Source organism: Microcoleus sp. FACHB-68 (assembly GCF_014695715.1).
GTDB lineage: Bacteria > Cyanobacteriota > Cyanobacteriia > Cyanobacteriales > Oscillatoriaceae > FACHB-68.
In genome coordinates, this window is record NZ_JACJOT010000008.1 from 487,704 (window position 1) to 504,951 (window position 17,248).

Below are 17,248 nucleotides of genomic sequence, written 5' to 3' on the forward strand. Positions count from 1 at the left end.
CGATTAAGAATATATCTTAAGAGAGATTGACTCAAAGCAAAGAAGAGAATTTTGAAACTTGCTTAGGAAAATTCTGCTCAATTCCTGGCATTGGAAGAAAATCTAATTCAAAGCAGAAGTTGACGACACAATCACAAGTAAATTCAAGTCAAATTGGATATAAAACTCAGAGTGCATAATACTGCGATCTATGTCTGAAATACATCAACGGATTTATGTTCTGGTTGCCGGCTTCCTTTGTGCCGGTTCAGTGTCCCAAAATCCTGCCCTAGCTTTCCAGGTGCCGGTAAATCTATTCAACCAAGAAAATACCATTTCGCGGGTTGATTCGAGCAATCAATCTCTCTCCCCCTCTGCCCCTGAGAACACACTCGCCCAATCTATCAAAGATTTGAGGGATGCAGAGGTTCAAAATCAATTTGGAAATACTTTAAAAGCCCAAAACCGGCTCAATGAAGCAATCGCTGCTTATCAAGAAGCGATTCGCCTCAATCCCAACGCCGGCAAATTTTACAATAACTTAGGCGTTGCCCTCAAAGCCCAAGGCCGGCTGTCAGACGCCATCGTTGCCTATCAAAGTGGACTTCTCCTTGAGCCGCGCAATGCCCCGATTTACTATAATTTAGGGCTGGCACTCTCAGATAATGGTCAATTGCTAGAGGCAACGGAGGCGCTGCAACAAGCGATCCGCCTCAATCCTTACTTTGGTGAAGCTTACAACAACTTGGGAATGGTTCTGCTAGCGCAAGGACAGCCGGTGGAAGCAGTAATTGCACTGAGGCAAGCGGTTAATGTCAATCCCCGGTTGCCCAACGCTTACTTGAATTTAGGCAATGTATTATTGCAGCAACGCCAACTGCCAGAGGCGGTTGCAGCGTTCCAACAAGCAACTCTTATCGATCCGAATTTAGCAATCGCTCAATATCAATTAGGCAACACCTTACGAGATTTAGGCCGGCAAAGAGAAGCGATTGCAGCCTATCAGGCAGTTATTCGCCTCAATCCTAACAATGCAGACGCGCAGGCAAATTTAGCAGTGCTCCTGCAACAGCAAGGTCAGTTAAAAGAGGCGATTACAGCCTACCAAGCAGCAATCGCAGCTCAACCGGGCTTAGCCCTACAGCTCAATCCTCAGCTAGCAGAAGCGCGTAACCAATTGGGCATACAGCTTGCCGGTGGGGGGCAGTTAGCACAAGCGATTACCGAATGGCAAGAAGCGGCAAGGCTTGACCCAAACGCAGGCGAAGTGCGTAAAAACCTGGGAGATGCTTTTATGCAACAGCGCCAGTATCCGCAAGCGATCACTGCCTATCGAGAAGCCCTTCGCCTGAATTTTCCAACCCCCCAACTTTATAACAATTTAGGAATTGCTTTCTCTCAAACCGGCCAACGAGGGGAAGCGATCTCCGCATGGAAAGAAGCCGTTCGTCTCGATCCAAACTTTGCCGAAGCTTACCTAAATTTAGGGAATGCCTTGCAGCAGTAAGGCAGCCATTTTATTTAGGGAAAGCAGCAAGCGTTAAATTTAAATCGGTAAGCGATTGATATCTTTGTTACAGCCGATCACCACCGCCGCTGTTCCCCTTTTCAGGCGCGTGTTAGGTGATGGGTTAATCTCAAACTTGTTATCATGACTCACCGCGAGCAAATTCAGACCATACCGGCTACGAAGTTGGAGTTCTGCAATCGTTTTGCCGTGAAATTCCTCCGGAACAATAAGTTCGACAATACTGTTATCAGGGTCTAACTCAAAACGGTCGAGAATGCTAGGTTTGGTCAGCGTTCTCGCCAAAGTACAGCCCATCTCATGTTCTGGAAATATTACATGATCTGCCCCGACTTTCTTCAGAAGTTTTTCATGAATTTCAGAAGATGCCTTTGCCACCACATGAGGAACACCGCCTTCCTTGAGGTTAAGGGCGGTAATTACGCTTTCCTCAACATAATTGCCAATCGCCACAATGACTGTATCAAACTCAAAGACGCCTGCCTGCTTAAGGGCACTAGGGTCTGTGCTGTCTAATTGCAAGGCATGAGCAGCGATTTGATCGCTCATGGCTTGCGCTACTCGCTTTTCATCAGAATCCACACCTAACACTTCATATCCCAAGCCATGCAGTGTTGCAGAAACAGCTCGACCAAACCGGCCTAAGCCTACCACGGCAAATTGTTTGTTCTCTGTACGAAGACTGCGGAAGAAACCTAAAGACGATAAATTCACGCCAAGCACCTGAAACTAATCTTGAAAAACTAACCTTGAAAACAGTGGAGAAAAGGCAGAGGGGGAGCGGGATAGGGGAGCAGAAAGCGTTTCATGTTCTCGTTGTCTATGCCGGCAGAAGGTGGGAGTCTCTATTAAAAATTGTATCAAAAGCCTGAGAGCGTTCTCGCTACCCCACCAACAAATTCTCTTCTGGATAGCGGATCGCGCTGGGTTTGGGGTCTCCCAGAATTGCACTCATTAAGAGCAATATCCCGACCCGACCGATGTACATTGTGGTGATTATAACCAGTTCAGGGAACAGTGAAAGTTTAGCGGTGATGCCGGTAGACAGGCCAACCGTAGCAAACGCCGACACAACCTCAAGCAGAATATCGATAAATCCGATATTTTTGTCAAACAGGGCAATTAAAACGGTTGCAATAATCACCACCAGCATTGAACCGACCTGTACAGCAACCGCTTTCAAAATCAGTGCGGGTGGGATCTGGCGCTGATAAGCCAGCACTTCTTCTTTCCCTTGGAGCACCGCTTTGGTGCAGTTGAATAAAATCCTGACGGTGGTTGTTTTAATTCCGCCGCCGGTGCTGCCGGGACTGGCACCCATAAACATCAGGGCAATCGTAAGCCACAGGCCGGCGTTGGTCATTTTCCCATAGTCAACGGTATTAAACCCTGCTGTGCGCGGCACGACGGATTGAAACCAAGCTGCCATGATCTTATTGCCGAAGCTTAAAGGCGCAAAGGTTCCTGGATTGTTGAATTCTGTGAGAAAAAAGCCGATTGTTCCTACTATTAACAGAAAAAGGGTTGTACTTGTAACGACCTTAAAGTTAAGAGAAAAAACAATGCAGGTTTGATTTTTGGATAGGCGATCTCGCACCCACAAAAATACTTCCATAATGACTTGATAGCCAATACCTCCCAGGATAATCAGGCTGCTAATCACAAAATTGACTAAGGGAGAATTGACATAATTGATCAAATTATTGGAAAAGAGACTGAATCCAGCATTGTTAAAAGCATTGACGCTGTGAAAGATTGAAAGCCACAGTCCCTGGCTGAAGCCGAAGTCTGGTACAAAAGCAGGAAGCAGCAAGAAAATGCCAGTGATTTCAATAATGACAATCATGGCGATAATCGAGCGCACTAAATCGCCAGCGCCGGCTAACCCCGGCTGATCTAAAGATTGTTGAACTGCCAGTTTATCTCGCAATCCCAACTTCCGACCCACCAGTAAGATCAGAACGGTTGTGGCCGTCATGTAGCCTAAACCGCCCACCTGAACGAGGCAAACCATAATCAGCTGGCCCCAAAACGAATAAAACTTCCCAACATCTACCACCGATAAACCCGTCACACAGACGCAAGATGTGGTTGTAAATAATGCTGTGACTGGATCGCTCCATGTCCCATCACTTGTTGAGAAAGGCAGGGTCAGCAGGATAGTACCAATGGCAAGAAGAGCCAAAAATCCTAAGCAAATCGTTCTAGAGATTGTCATGAAGCGAGTGTAGTTGAGAATCTGAGTGGCAGGTACTCAATGAATATTTATAAAGCTTACTCCTGAGTGATCTCTTTTTAATCACCGGCACTTTCCCACGCTGCCTGAAAGAAATCTCGCTCGCACAGCATGGCGTAGCGATAAGTCGAATGCGTCGCCGGCAGCGGTTCAGCATAGCGATCCAGCAAGCGTTCTAGCTGTTCGGCCAGTGGCTCAAATTCCGGACTACTGTAGGTGCGAATCCAGCCGGCATAGGGATGATCCCGAATGCCATCTTTGGCGATTTGCCGGCCTAAAAAGGTATACAGCCGCATACACGGGGCCATCGCAGCTGCAATCAGACCGGCTTCATGACTCCAAGCAGTAGCCATCAAAAAGTCGGTGTAGCGGCGCGTTGCCGGTGCCGGTTCGGTTTCCCGCAAATCTACGCCCCACTCGGCTGCATAGCCTTGATGCAGCTTAAGTTCTTCTAAAACGCCGCCGGCAAGGGCGTGGAACACTTCAAACGCCTCCCAGTCAGGTGCTTTCGCCCCGGCAATGCTGTAGGCGCGGGCAAAGGCTTCTAAGAAAAAAGCATCTTGTCCGACGTAATAGGCAAACCGGCTTTTGGGCAGAGTGCCGGTGGCAATTCCTTGCACAAACGGATGTTCCAGGCAAGCTACTGCTAAATCTTCATGGGTTTGCCACAGTTCACTAGAAAGCGTCATGACTAATTTGGGATTAGGGATTTTAGATTAATCTAAAATTTACAATCTAAAATCTAAAATCGCCGATGACCTCAACTCTGAATCAGCAAATTCAACAATTTTACGATGCCTCTTCCGGTTTGTGGGAGCAAATTTGGGGAGAGCATATGCACCACGGTTACTATGGGCCAAGTGGCACCTGGAAAAAAGAGCGCCGGCAGGCTCAAATTGATTTAATTGAGGAATTGCTGAAATGGGCGCAAGTCAAGTCAGCCCAAAAAATTCTTGATGTGGGCTGCGGAATAGGGGGCAGCACCCTTTATTTAGCGCAAAAGTTCAACGCCTCCGCCACTGGCATCACCCTCAGTCCTGTACAAGCCGGTCGGGCAACCGAACGCGCCCAAGCTGCCGGATTAGGTGAAACAACGCAATTTCAAGTGGCAGATGCCCTGAATATGCCCTTTACAGACGATTCTTTTGATTTAGTCTGGTCGCTGGAAAGTGGCGAACACATGGCAGATAAGCAGAAATTTTTACAAGAATGCTATCGAGTCCTGAAGCCGGGAGGAACCTTGATCTTTGTTACCTGGTGTCACCGGCCTACCGATGAACCTGCCGGCCCGCTGACAGCCGATGAGCGAAAACACTTAGAGGAGATTTACCGCGTTTATCGTTTGCCCTATGTGATTTCGCTGCCAGACTATGAAGAAATCGCTCAACAGCAGAAATTTCAAAATATCCGTACCGCCGATTGGTCAGCCGCCGTGGCACCTTTCTGGGATGTTGTGATTGATTCAGCCTTCAACCCCGCTGCGATTTTCGGTTTGCTCACCTCCGGTTGGTCAACCATTGAAGCAGCGCTTTCTCTCCATCTCATGAGTCGCGGCTATGAACGCGGGTTAGTTCGATTTGGCTTACTGTCTGCGACTAAATCCTAACTTAAGCGATGTCATCCCTGAATCAGTCCGTGATTTTGATCCTTAGCCTTAGCCGGCTGCTTTGAGCTTGTTTCTGCCCAACACCCGCTAAGTCTTTAAACCTACCCTTGTCAGCTTTCCCCTCTCCTCCTTACAAGGGCCGGTTTTTTTTAGCCTGCCGGCAGCGCCAGATCGTTTCTCGCTTTATTTCCTTCTCCCCCTCTCTCGCACAACAACGGGAAACTGACGCCTGATAAAGTAAGTCTGAGGCTGTATTGTGCTGCCGGCGCAATAGTTTTGACCGTTCTGCTCCATTTAGCTATAAAATCACCGCCTGTTATTGAGTTGATGAAATTTAAGGTGAATCACACAATTATCAATTTCTTGAAATCTTGCCAGAAGCATCCAGCGATTGCTTGGACGCTGTCTATGCTGTGGTTATTTTTAATTTGCTGGCTGGCTTTTCTGTGGAATTTAGGCAAATTCGGCTTAATTGATGAAACGGAACCGCTATTTGCAGAAGCCGCCCGTCAGATGACCGTTACCGGCGATTGGATTACTCCATATTTTAATGAGGAGACGCGCTTCGATAAGCCCCCATTAATTTACTGGTTGATGGCAATTTTTTATAAAATTGTCGGCGTTAATGAGTGGGCGGTACGCTTGCCTTCAGCCCTGTCTGCAATTGCTCTGGCCGGCTTAGGTTTTTATACGCTACGATATTTTACCCCGCAGAATCCATTTTCTAATTCTGAGTTAGAAACTGAACCGACAGAAACGATTTCTGAAAATTTAGACGCGCAAAAATCTTCTTCTGTTGAGCCGGCAAAACCTTGGTTAATTGCCCTCATCGGTTCATCTTTGATCGCCTTGAATCCCGAAACCATTGCTTGGGCGAGAGTCGGTGTCTCTGATATGCTGCTCACCGGCTGTATGGGTTCGGCATTGTTAGCCTTTTTTATCGGTTATGCCAAAGCTGAAAACAGCCAGTTACCAGAAACCCATAAAACAAAGCCTTTTCCTTGGAATTTTCTTCTGTTTACTTCCCCGTGGTATCTCGCCTTTTATGTACTCGTTGCCTTAGCAATTCTCGCCAAAGGGCCGGTGGGAATTGTGTTGCCGGCATTAATTATTGCGGCGTTTTTACTTTACCTTGGTAATTTTCGAGAAGTTTGGCGGGAAATGCGACCGATTTACGGCGCTATTTTGATGCTTGCTATCGCGCTACCTTGGTATATTTTGGTGATTTTAGCCAATGGTGAAGACTATATTAATTCGTTTTTTGGTTATCACAATTTAGAACGATTTACACGTGTCGTCAATCACCATTGGGCACCTTGGTATTTTTATTTTGTGGTCGTGCTGGTTGGATTTGCGCCGTGGTCTGTTTATTTGCCGGTAGCTATTGCGCGACTACGCTTTTGGAAACGTTCAATTTGGCGTCGGCAACCGCGTTCCAATCAGTTAGGTTTATTTGCCCTATTTTGGTTTGCTGTCATTTTTGGCTTTTTCACCATTGCGGTTACTAAATTACCCAGCTACGTTCTGCCTTTAATGCCGGCTGCTGCTATTTTAGTTGCTTTGCTTTGGGGCGATATTATCCTCTCGATTCCCGCTAATTTTGCTAAGAACCAAGAAAGCAAAGCAGTAGAAATTACGCCAACTGAAAGCATCGGAGAACCTCCCCCAAGTAAAACAAAATTTTATTCTAATTTCTTAGGCTTGACTTTCTGGCTAAATGTAGCTTTTTGGGCGTTAGGTGCGGCAGCGTTTTTCTCTCATATTCTCTGGCTGAAAAAGGTCAAAGATCCAGCGATTCCCAATATATCTGAAGTAATTCAGCAGTCGGGTTTATTGATAGCCGGCGGAGTGATTTGGGCGATTGTTGCCGGTGTCGGCGCGTTTGTTTTGCTGAACCGAAAGAAACGCTGGCTTTGGACAGTTAATTTAGTAGGATTTCTCGCCTTTTTAATCTTTGTGATGATGCCGGCTTTTTTCCTAATGGATCGCTACCGTCAGATGCCGCTGCGACAACTTGCTGAAACGGTCATTCAAATCAAGCAACCCGGTGAAGAACTGGTAATGATTGGGTTTGAAAAACCAAGTTTGGTCTTTTACACTCGGCAGCCGGTGCAGTTCTTTCGTAGAGCGAGATCAGGCGTTAATTATATTAAAAAAATTCCTGATACTCAAGCAGATTCAACCTCTGTGTTGATGGTGGGATACCCTTCAAAATTTGAAGAAGGCGGGTTACAACCCAATCAATATACAGTTTTGGACAAAGCCGGCGCTTATCAACTTGTTCGAGTATCCAAACAAGTTGTTGCTAGGATTAATCAATCTGATCTATCCATTGACAAAAATTAAAAACTGACCTTTTTTTGCCCCATAAGAAGTGAAAACCGGCTTCAGAAAATCACGCAAATCAATGATCTGTGTGATTCTGTTTTAGCCAAAATTCAGACTTTCTCCTTAATGCGGAATTCTTAAAGTCTGGTTAATTTGCTCTAATAAAGCCGCCATTGACAAATTAGAGGGCAAAACCTGAGTCGCAATCTCCTTGAGAATTTGATTAATCTGAACGTCTGCCGGCCCAAATTTTTCGGAGACATTCCCAGAATGAGATGGAGTATCACCGGCTGGCTGACGTGTTGAAGGATGACCCGAATAAAAAGCACTTTGAGACGAAGAATTAATTTCATGCCCGTTCAAATTGCTCTGTGCAGATTGCAGGGCAACTTCTGATTTCCTTTCATAAGGCTGGTTAAACGGACTCTCCCCATTTTTTGTTTCCCCATCACTTTGCTGGGTGAGTACCAAAATCGGAGGTTTAACTTCGAGCTGATTCAAATTAGCCAGTGCTTGTAAGAAGGTGGATTCGGGTTTGGGTTCTCGCCAGTAAATCAAAAGTAAATCAATACTTTGGTTTTGCAACTGTTGTAAAACCTCAGCCCAAGATCGGCTAGTCAACCCTCGAAATCCAGCGGTTTGAATATACTGAATCAGCGCTTGCTGCCAGTCGCTTTTGAGGTCTAAGTTTCCAGATCCCAAAGGCACAGAAACCTGCAAATCTGGCAGAGTCGAGACATCCACCACTAAAATACTCGGCTTCCAATTCCGGCCATCGGCGATTTGAATCACCTGCAATAAGGTAGACAGTGCCGGCCAAGAGGAATCGGAGTTGGCTGAGTTGTCATCTGCACTCCCTAACCAGGGATAAATTTGGAGAGGCCGGCCTCCAGGTGCTAAGGTCACTTGATTGGCGGCTTGAGTGGTTTTGCGATCAAGGGTGACAAGGGGCAAAGAGGCCAATTTACTGTGACCGATCAGTTCTTGTAGGTACTCCAGCGGATCGTCGAGTCCGGCGGTGGTATCGAGCAAGACAACATCAGGGTGCCAAACACGGGCCAGCAATTCTGCTTGTTCGAGATCATCGGCTTCTAGGACACGGTAATGATGCCGGTGCAATACACTGTTGAGGTCTGCTATCAGCTGCGGAATTTCATCACTCACCTGGGAGGGATCGGGGTTAAGGGCGAGTGAAACTGAATTGGCACACAGGCGCAGAACCGTCAGCTTGGCGGGGGGATTTTCCTTGGGCTGGGTTAGCGCAGTTAACTTGTGTCGCAACGCTTCAGGTTGCACCGGCAGCGTCAAAAAGCCCTCCGCACTGTTTTGGGTGGCGAGTTCTTTTTCTGCTTGGGTGGCGGTGACGATCACCGGGATATGGCAAGTGCCGGCATCGGACTTGAGCAAAGTCAGCACATCCCACCCCGACAGCAGCGGCAGCACGGGATTAAGGAAAATCACCTCCGGACTAAACCGGCGGGCTTTCTCCAGTGCTTCTGTGCCGGCACGGGCCACCACTACGCGATAGCCTAAACTGCTCAGCTGTTCTGTCAATTCTTCGATAAACCGGGGAACAGTTTCCACGATCAGCACCAGGCGATGCCGGTTGGCTGCCGGTTCTTCCCGCGAAGCCGCCGGTTGCGGTGGACACGGTGGCAGCAGCAAGGTAAATTGACTGCCTTCGGCTTCTTTAGAAACAAAGGTGACATCTCCCCCGTGCTGACGGGCAAGGCGCTGGGTTAATACCAGTCCTAACCCCGCACCCTCAAACCGGCGCGTCAGGGGATTTTCTAATTGCTGGAATTTTTGAAAGATTAAATGCTGTTTGTCGTTAGCAATGCCAATGCCGGTATCCCAAACCGTAAAAGCAATCCAGCCTTCCCAGCGGCTAACTTTTAAGCCGGTTGCTCCCGTCGGTTCTGTGAATTTGAAGGCGTTTGATAGCAGGTGGACGAGCATCTGTCGTAGGCGCAACTCATCGGCAACCAGTGTCTCCAGTCCCGGTTCGATTTCGATGGAAAACTGCGTTTCTAAAACGGGTTCGTCGTCACTGTCTTGGTCGATCTCTGTATCCTGACGTTCTGAGGCCGATTGCTGCCATGCTTGTTTGAAGGCGCGATCACAGACGTTAGTGATGTTCACCGGCTCTACAATCAGTTCCATTTGACCTGTTTCGATGCGGGTCAGATCCAAAATGTCATTAACCACCGTCATCAAATGACGCCCGCTTTGATAGATCAGCCGCGCATAACGGGCTTGGCGTTCGTTCAGTTCTCCTATTGAGCGGTCTTTAAGTAAGCTAGATAATCCTAAAACAGCCGTGAGCGGAGTTTTAAGTTCGTGACTAATACAGGCTAAAAATTCATCTTTTAACCGATTTAGCTGGACTAAATCTGCATTTTTACCCGCCAGTTCTTTGGCGACTTGCTGGTGTTCTGTGACATCTTCTGCAAGTACCAACCACAGCCTTTCTTCTGATTGCGAAGTGAAGCCTGAAGCGTGGGTGTTTAATGCTTCGCTTTCATTTTTAATCGGTTCTTTCGAGCCGGCAAAGAATGAGAAAGCCTCCTCACCGGATGCCGTCCCACTGCCTATTGAATGCGCTTCGCCGGCAGATGCTCGCTTTGCCGAGTGCCGGTAGGCGGCAGACATTTGGCCCATCCGTTCTTCTGGGCCGGCACTTTCTGAGGGTTCTGGTTTGGGTAAAGCAATGCCCAGCGGCATTTTCACAAATTGCCAAACTTTCTCTTGCCCAGTCGGCATGGAGCAAACGCCTAAGCTAGCAGCCAATTCTAAATCGAGCTGGCTCCAGTTAGTTACAGCGTTTTCACTTCCTATCGCATTTGTGCTTTCTTGACGTTGCCAGAGCGTGTGTTTGAAGGTTTCAACGCTGGCAGCTTCCTGTTCGTTACTTTCACTTTTTTCCGGAGATTTTTGTCTTTGTTTTTCTTTGTTTCCCTCCCCGTGAGCAGTGGTTTCCCAACCGGGAAATTCTGAAAATTGCCGGCTCCACGCTAAGTTGCAAGTAACGATTTCACCTGTATTGCTTTGCACACATAAGGGCAACGGCAGGCGTTCTAGAAGTTGGATCAGGGAATTGAGCGTTTTGAAGTGGGAGGTTTCAATGGTGAATGCCGGCTTATATTCAGCACTGTTTTCACTGCCCATGCCGGTTTCTAAGCTGGGGGTTAAATGCTCTGCCAAAAATTTTAAGAGCCGCCCGCGATCCAAAAGTCCCAAAAACTTGCCGGCGGCATCAACCAAAGCTAAATCGGGGTTTGACTGCGCTTGAAGGTGTGGCCACAATTGATTTAGGCTAAGACTCGCGCTCAGTCCAGTTAAAGGCTGGATCAGAGGGGGTCCTGTAGCCCACAGGGGTTGTTGCGGGTCTAAATCGCCAGAAACCGGGGTTCTGTGGTCTTTCCTGGCATGAGATTCTTGCTGAGGGGATAAGTGGCCATTTATCAGATAGGGTAGGCAGTTCCGCAAGGATATGATGCCCAAGGGAGATTGGCGCTCACTGACGAGCACGATTTGATCGCACTGCCCTTGACGGAATATCTCTAGCACTGTTGCCAGCCGGGATGTCTGAGTTACAGTGGGCACAGACGCTATAAATGTTTGCAGATAGGAAGTAGGGATTGACATTACAAAAGTTGCATTTACAGATAAGTTACAGCCCCTACATATCGTGCGGTGGCAAGGGTTCGGCGCAGTCAAGCCGGTGGCCACACTTCGAGCCTTGGCTCAAAGCTCTCAATTGTGAGGGACAAAGGCCGTAGAAACTTGCAAGGGGGGACAGCTCAATTATTACTTGTTAGCGAGGAAATCGAACGCTTTGCCCTTACAATTGGTTACAATTAAGAGTTGAATATTGAAGCAAATATTAAGCTTCTGGTTTAGGCGGCTCCTGTTATCACAAATGCTGTAACACAAACAGCAACTCTGTTCATTTATCGGCTACGTCTTTGCGCCCTCAACTCTCTATTTGTATTTTCCTGCATTCCAACCAAATCGCCGAGTCTCTGACACGACTTTTGGTTAATGAGCGATATTCTGTCAGTTCCTTCACCTCTGAAGCAGAATTTTTGCACTTTGTCGAGAGCAAAAAACAACAACTTGATTGTTTGATTTTAGAAGATGATCCCGCTTGGCAGCCGGTGGCTAGTCATCTGCGCCAGGAAGTTATCGTGTTGCCGGCAGTCATTGTGGATGTGAGTCAGCCACAGATCAACAACGACGAAATGCCGGCAAATCCCACCATCAGTGCGGTTGAGGTTGCAATGTCTCAAAGGTCTGCGGTGGTGGACGAGGCTGTTTTGAGCTGCTTTTACCACAGTGCGGAGGTTAGGGTATCCACAGCCCAGTTTAACCAGATTACAGATTTTATTCACCAAGCACTGACGGAATTTCTCAGTCTTTCTCCCTACGGAGACTTGACAAGACCGGCATCTGGGGGCAACTCTGCGGCCACATCCCTCACCCAGCATTTACTCCTGCAACAGCAGCGCCGGCTGTCCGAGAAGTTGAGGGAACGATTAGGATACTTAGGTGTGTATTATAAAAGGAATCCCCAAGGATTTTTACGGCATCTGCCCCCAGCAGAAAGGCGCGAATTTTTAGACAGTCTAAAAGCAGATTACCGGGAGATTGTTTTAAGTTATTTTTCTGATGATAATAATTTAAATCAAAAAATTGATAATTTTGTAAACATCGCCTTTTTTGCCGATGTGCCGGTAACAAATATAGTTGAGATACACATGGAATTAATGGATGATTTTGCCAAACAGCTAAAATTAGAAGGTCGGAATGAAGAAATTCTGCTTGACTACCGCTTAACCTTGATTGATACCATTGCTCATCTGTGCGAGATGTATCGCCGATCTCTCCCCCAAGAGTCGTGAGAACGTGTAAGAAGTGAAGGGCTGCGTTCCGTGAAACGTTTTGACTCGAAAGAAATCGCTTGCCCTTTACTTTATTTGCTACGCGCACGCTGCGCTATCACCCTTCACCCATGTACAGACATGGCACAGCCACGCTCCTACTTTAACCTTCACCCTTGTTATACTTATGTCTTCTCTAAAAAAAACTTATATTCTCAAGCTCTACGTGGCCGGCAATACTCCCAACTCTGTCCGGGCTTTAAAAACTCTCAAAAATATCCTAGAAGAGGAGTTTCAGGGTGTATACGCGCTGAAAGTGATTGACGTTCTTAAAAATCCGCAACTGGCTGAGGAAGACAAAATTTTGGCAACTCCAACCTTGTCAAAAATCTTGCCGCCGCCGGTTCGCAAAATTATTGGCGATCTGTCGGATCGAGAGAAAGTTTTAATTGGGTTAGACCTTCTTTATGAAGAACTGTGTGAAGAAGAACAAAAGCTTAGTTAAATAAAGGGTTGAAAGCACGCTTTTCCCTATCGTGCGGGTTTTGTGGTAAAAAAAATTAGGGCAAATATTCAATTCGTAAATTTACATTCAGTTTTGAACAACTAAAGCTATGAATAAACTTCAGCAAATAGGGCAACCCAATCAATTGCCAGCCAGGGGAGTCCAGAAAATTCGCACGATGATAGAAGGCTTTGATGACATCAGTCATGGAGGTCTGCCGGTGGGGAGAACCACCTTAGTCAGCGGCACTTCTGGAACCGGCAAGACGATGCTAGCTGTTCAGTTTCTTTATAACGGGATCACAATATTTGATGAAGCCGGCGTCTTTGTAACCTTTGAAGAATCTCCTGCCGATATTATTAAAAATGCCTCAAGTTTTGGTTGGGATTTACAGGGTTTGATCGATGAAGGAAAATTATTTATTCTGGATGCTTCTCCTGATCCAGAAGGGCAAGATGTGGTGGGAAGTTTTGACCTATCTGCCCTGATCGAGCGGATTCAGTATGCGATTCGTAAATATAAGGCAAAACGAGTTTCCATCGACTCCGTAACAGCGGTATTTCAGCAGTATGATGCAGCCTCTGTGGTGCGACGGGAAATCTTTCGTTTAGTTGCCCGCCTTAAACAAGTTGGCGTCACAACGATTATGACAACAGAACGGGTGGAAGAATATGGGCCGGTTGCCCGGTTTGGCGTAGAAGAATTTGTTTCAGATAATGTTGTGATTGTCCGAAATGTATTAGAAGGCGAACGCCGGCGTCGCACGATGGAAATTTTGAAGCTGCGCGGAACAACTCACATGAAAGGGGAATATCCTTTCACGATGACTGATGAAGGCATCAATATTTTCCCACTCGGCGCGATGCGACTGACTCAGCGATCTTCCAACATTCGCGTCTCTTCTGGTGTCAAAACTCTGGACGAAATGTGCGGCGGTGGTTTCTTTAAAGATTCGATTATTTTGGCAACTGGGGCAACCGGCACCGGCAAGACACTATTGGTGAGCAAATTTGTTGAAAATGCTTGCAAAAATGGCGAACGTGCTTTGCTATTTGCCTACGAAGAATCCCGCGCCCAGTTATTGCGAAATGCTTACTCATGGGGCATTGATTTTGAAGAATGGGAACAGAAAGGATTGCTAAAAATCCGCTGTGCTTACCCGGAATCTGCCGGCTTAGAAGACCACTTGCAAATTATTAAATCAGAATTGACGGATTTTAAACCGGCTCGTCTTGCGATTGACTCTCTCTCGGCTTTAGAACGCGGAATCAGCAACAATGCCTTTCGTCAGTTTGTCATTGGCGTCACCGGCTATGCCAAGCAAGAAGAAATCACCGGCTTCTTCACCAACACCACCGACCAATTTATGGGTTCTCATTCGATTACAGACTCCCATATTTCCACCATTACCGATACGATTATCATGTTGCAGTATGTGGAAATTCGCGGAGACATGGCGCGGGCGATTAATGTCTTCAAAATGCGGGGTTCCTGGCATGATAAAGGCATTCGTGAGTACACCATTAGTCAAAATGGCCCAGAGATTAAAGATTCTTTCCGCAATTACGAACGAATTATTAGTGGATCTCCCAGCCGAATCTCAATTGATGAAAAGAGCGAACTGTCCCGAATTGTAAAAGGTGTCCAGGGCAAGAAAAACGAGGATTTAGACAGTTAAATAAACTTTAGTTGCAGCCAGCCGTCCTAGTTTTACAGAGAGGGGGTGAGAGGAAAAAATACTCAATTTCTCACCTAATTTCCCCTTTCTTACTCTGGGGTAAATTATCCCAAACTCGTCGGCTACCTAATGCTCAATGCGCCTTTGCTGTTTTTAAACATGATAGGTAAAAGCCAGATGGCAATAAATGTCAGTGTACCCGAAGCAACAAGACAGTTTACTGAATTACTTCAGCGAGTTAGACAAGGTGAAGAAGTCATCATTTCTGAAGCGGGGATGCCTGTGGCGCGACTGCTTCCCATCTCTGCCAAATCTCCTCGTATTCCCGGACAAGATCGCGGTAAAGTAATCGTTTCACCTGATTTTGATCATCCTCTGCCAGAAGATGTCATCAACGATTTTATTAATCCGACGACACCTCAATTATGAGAGTTGTGCTGGATACTCATACATTTCTCTGGTGGGTGACTGATGCGCCTCAGTTATCCAATACTGTGCGCGGAATTATTGCAGATTCAGACAATACTATACTTTTTAGTGCTGCTAGCGCGTGGGAAATTGTGATTAAAGTCCGTACAGGGAAGCTGATCTTACCCGAAGAACCAGAATCCTATATTCCTTCTAGATTAGCTGCTAATCAGTTTGAGAGCTTGCCAATTCAGATGAATCATGTTTTGCAAGTTGCTAAGCTACCAGGCTATCATAAAGATCCCTTTGATCGGATTTTAATCGCTCAAAGTCAAATTGAAAAAATTCCTATTTTAACGATAGATAATCTAATTACTCAATATGCCGTGAGCAGCATTTGGTAAGACTTATTGCAATTCTAGGCAAGTGCTTTTGGTAATCTACGAAGCTTTGATTGCTGCCAGCTAAATAAGAACAATTGATCAGAAAGACCCATAATTGGATGATGGCAACAGCCTTAATCAGCAATTATGAGCCACTGTAAGTTTAACGAACACGGAGGGATTTGAACCCCCGACCCTTAGAACCGGAATCTAATGCTCTATCCACTGAGCTACGTGTCCTAACATTTAAGTAGTATAGCACTTATTAAGCCGGCTGACCAGTAACCTGATCCGAAAGAGGGGAAGAAGGCAGCCGGCAGCCGTTGGTTAAGAACAGATCGCCAAAGTTAGCTGAGATTCGCGCCAGCCGGCTAAGTCAGCCAATGCGCGATCTCGATACTTGCCATAGCGTTCTTGCTTGCTGCGAATTTTCACCGGCAACTCTGGCAAAATTCCAAAATTCGGCGGCATCGGCTGAAAATGCTTCGGTTCAGCGGAACTGATGAACTCAAACAGCGAACCCATCATCGTTGTCACCGGCAGCTTCACGGTTTCCAACCCTAGCGCCAGCCGCGCCGCATTGGTTCCCGCCAGCCAACCTCCCGCCGCTGCTGCTGTGTAACCTTCTGTGCCGGTTAATTGTCCTGCCGCCAATAAGGTTGGACGCTGCTTAAATTGCAGGGTTGGATAAAGTAGTTGCGGCGCATTGATAAACGTGTTGCGATGCATCACACCCATCCGCACAAATTCCGCCTCTTCCAACCCCGGAATCATCCGAAATACGCGCGTTTGTTCACCCCATCGCAAATTTGTTTGGAATCCCACCATATTCCACAATTGGCCGGCTTTGTCTTCTTGGCGCAATTGCACCACCGCGTAGCAGTTGTGGATTTTAAACTTTCGCGCTTCGATGGGGTCATCTCCCAACTCGGCTTTTTTACGGGGATCGAATAATCCCACCGGCTTTAAAGGGCCATAGCGCATCGTATCTTCGCCTCGCTTAGCCATTTCTTCAATCGGCAAACACGCTTCAAAAAATTTGGCTGTTTCCCGTTCAAAATCCTTTAATTCTGCCTGTTCTGCCGCACATATTTCTCGCCAAAAGTTTAGATACTGCTCTTTCGTCATGGGGCAGTTGATATAATCTGCGTCGCCTTTGTCGTAGCGAGAAGCACGAAACGCGATATCAAAATTAATTGACTCTCCCACAACAATTGGGCTGGCGGCATCAAAAAAACTCATGTATTCCATGCCGGTGAACCGCTGCAAATCTGCCGCCAAATTGTGAGTGGTGAGCGGGCCGGTTGTCAGGACAGTAATCCCGTCTGGGGGAATTTGGTGAACTTCGTCTCGGCGCAATTCGATTAAGGGATGAGCGTCGAGGGTTTCTGTTAAATTCCGGCTAAATACCGCTCGATCTACGGCTAAAGCACCGCCTGCCGGCACATTATGTTCGTCTGCTTTGCCGATAATAATTGAACCGAGTTGCCGCAATTCTTCGTGGAGTAAACCGGCAGCGCGATCCGTTGCTTTTGCGCCAAATGAGTTACTACAAACTAATTCTGCTAATTCGCCGGTGTGATGCGCTGGACTGAGGTGATTGGGGCGCATTTCGTGTAAAATTACCGGCACTCCTGCTTGTGCGATTTGCCAAGCTGCTTCGGTGCCGGCGAGTCCCCCGCCAATTACGTGAATCGGTTGTTTTTCTGTCATT

At 46.9% G+C, this 17,248-nt stretch carries 13 protein-coding genes and 1 tRNA gene; 8 read left to right on the forward strand and 6 right to left on the reverse strand.

What is annotated here, in order from left to right:
• The first annotated feature begins 190 nt into the window (after positions 1-190).
• Positions 191-1,486 (forward strand): tetratricopeptide repeat protein, encoded by a 1,296-nt coding sequence (locus H6F73_RS11030; RefSeq protein ID WP_190758808.1) that lies wholly within the window; start codon positions 191-193, stop codon positions 1,484-1,486.
• A gap of 39 nt (positions 1,487-1,525) precedes the next feature.
• On the opposite strand, the gene H6F73_RS11035 is transcribed toward H6F73_RS11030, so the two are convergent.
• The 3 genes from H6F73_RS11035 to H6F73_RS11045 form a co-directional block, all read right to left on the reverse strand.
• Positions 1,526-2,221, reverse strand: coding sequence for an NAD-binding protein (locus H6F73_RS11035; RefSeq protein WP_190758809.1), 696 nt, complete (start codon positions 2,219-2,221; stop codon positions 1,526-1,528).
• Positions 2,222-2,390: 169 nt separating this feature from the next.
• Complete coding sequence (locus tag H6F73_RS11040) at positions 2,391-3,725, reverse strand: TrkH family potassium uptake protein (RefSeq protein ID WP_190758810.1); 1,335 nt, start codon at positions 3,723-3,725, stop codon at positions 2,391-2,393.
• A 77-nt stretch (positions 3,726-3,802) separates the two neighbouring features.
• Entirely contained in the window at positions 3,803-4,432 is a 630-nt protein-coding gene (locus tag H6F73_RS11045) for a TenA family protein (RefSeq protein WP_190758811.1), read from the reverse strand.
• 65 nt (positions 4,433-4,497) lie between these two features.
• Between H6F73_RS11045 and H6F73_RS11050 the strand changes: the two genes are divergently transcribed.
• Positions 4,498-5,349 (forward strand): methyltransferase domain-containing protein, encoded by an 852-nt coding sequence (locus H6F73_RS11050; RefSeq protein ID WP_190758812.1) that lies wholly within the window; start codon positions 4,498-4,500, stop codon positions 5,347-5,349.
• A 339-nt stretch (positions 5,350-5,688) separates the two neighbouring features.
• Complete coding sequence (locus H6F73_RS11055) at positions 5,689-7,695, forward strand: glycosyltransferase family 39 protein (protein ID WP_347239517.1); 2,007 nt, start codon at positions 5,689-5,691, stop codon at positions 7,693-7,695.
• 105 nt (positions 7,696-7,800) lie between these two features.
• Here the strand turns inward: H6F73_RS11055 and H6F73_RS11060 are convergent, their stop codons facing one another.
• Positions 7,801-11,325, reverse strand: a complete 3,525-nt coding sequence (locus H6F73_RS11060) for an ATP-binding protein (protein WP_190758814.1) — start codon at positions 11,323-11,325, stop codon at positions 7,801-7,803.
• Between the two features lie 320 nt (positions 11,326-11,645).
• Here H6F73_RS11060 and H6F73_RS11065 point away from each other — a divergent pair, with 320 nt between their 5' ends.
• The 5 genes from H6F73_RS11065 to H6F73_RS11085 all read left to right on the forward strand — a co-directional run bounded on the left by H6F73_RS11065 (position 11,646) and on the right by H6F73_RS11085 (position 15,555).
• On the forward strand, positions 11,646-12,581 hold the full coding sequence (locus H6F73_RS11065; protein ID WP_190758815.1) for a circadian clock protein KaiA: 936 nt from the start codon (positions 11,646-11,648) through the stop codon (positions 12,579-12,581).
• Positions 12,582-12,747: 166 nt separating this feature from the next.
• Entirely contained in the window at positions 12,748-13,065 is a 318-nt protein-coding gene (gene kaiB / locus H6F73_RS11070) for a circadian clock protein KaiB (protein WP_190759611.1), read from the forward strand.
• 109 nt (positions 13,066-13,174) lie between these two features.
• Positions 13,175-14,743 carry a circadian clock protein KaiC gene (gene kaiC, locus H6F73_RS11075; RefSeq protein ID WP_190758816.1) on the forward strand — a complete coding sequence of 523 codons (1,569 nt, stop codon included), beginning with the start codon at positions 13,175-13,177 and terminating at the stop codon, positions 14,741-14,743.
• A 177-nt stretch (positions 14,744-14,920) separates the two neighbouring features.
• On the forward strand, positions 14,921-15,172 hold the full coding sequence (locus H6F73_RS11080) for a type II toxin-antitoxin system prevent-host-death family antitoxin (protein ID WP_190758817.1): 252 nt from the start codon (positions 14,921-14,923) through the stop codon (positions 15,170-15,172).
• Positions 15,169-15,555 (forward strand): type II toxin-antitoxin system VapC family toxin, encoded by a 387-nt coding sequence (locus H6F73_RS11085; RefSeq protein ID WP_190758818.1) that lies wholly within the window; start codon positions 15,169-15,171, stop codon positions 15,553-15,555. The genes H6F73_RS11080 and H6F73_RS11085 overlap by 4 nt, the downstream gene beginning before the upstream one ends.
• Positions 15,556-15,701: 146 nt before the next feature.
• On the opposite strand, the gene H6F73_RS11090 is transcribed toward H6F73_RS11085, so the two are convergent.
• Both H6F73_RS11090 and trmFO read right to left on the reverse strand, forming a co-directional pair.
• Positions 15,702-15,774, reverse strand: a tRNA-Arg gene (locus H6F73_RS11090).
• Between the two features lie 87 nt (positions 15,775-15,861).
• Positions 15,862-17,247 carry an FADH(2)-oxidizing methylenetetrahydrofolate--tRNA-(uracil(54)-C(5))-methyltransferase TrmFO gene (gene trmFO, locus H6F73_RS11095; protein ID WP_190758819.1) on the reverse strand — a complete coding sequence of 462 codons (1,386 nt, stop codon included), beginning with the start codon at positions 17,245-17,247 and terminating at the stop codon, positions 15,862-15,864.
• Position 17,248 lies beyond the last annotated feature (1 nt).

Bases quoted from the DNA above. Each gene is read 5' to 3' on its own strand.
- trmFO (WP_190758819.1), bottom strand. From the start codon at position 17,247: ATGACAGAAAAACAACCGATTCACGTAATTGGCGGGGGACTCGCCGGC.
- H6F73_RS11050 (WP_190758812.1), top strand. From the start codon at position 4,498: ATGACCTCAACTCTGAATCAGCAAATTCAACAATTTTACGATGCCTCT.
- H6F73_RS11040 (WP_190758810.1), bottom strand. From the start codon at position 3,725: ATGACAATCTCTAGAACGATTTGCTTAGGATTTTTGGCTCTTCTTGCC.
- H6F73_RS11080 (WP_190758817.1), top strand. From the start codon at position 14,921: ATGGCAATAAATGTCAGTGTACCCGAAGCAACAAGACAGTTTACTGAA.
- H6F73_RS11060 (WP_190758814.1), bottom strand. From the start codon at position 11,325: ATGTCAATCCCTACTTCCTATCTGCAAACATTTATAGCGTCTGTGCCC.
- kaiB (WP_190759611.1), top strand. From the start codon at position 12,748: ATGTCTTCTCTAAAAAAAACTTATATTCTCAAGCTCTACGTGGCCGGC.
- H6F73_RS11030 (WP_190758808.1), top strand. From the start codon at position 191: ATGTCTGAAATACATCAACGGATTTATGTTCTGGTTGCCGGCTTCCTT.
- H6F73_RS11085 (WP_190758818.1), top strand. From the start codon at position 15,169: ATGAGAGTTGTGCTGGATACTCATACATTTCTCTGGTGGGTGACTGAT.
- kaiC (WP_190758816.1), top strand. From the start codon at position 13,175: ATGAATAAACTTCAGCAAATAGGGCAACCCAATCAATTGCCAGCCAGG.
- H6F73_RS11045 (WP_190758811.1), bottom strand. From the start codon at position 4,432: ATGACGCTTTCTAGTGAACTGTGGCAAACCCATGAAGATTTAGCAGTA.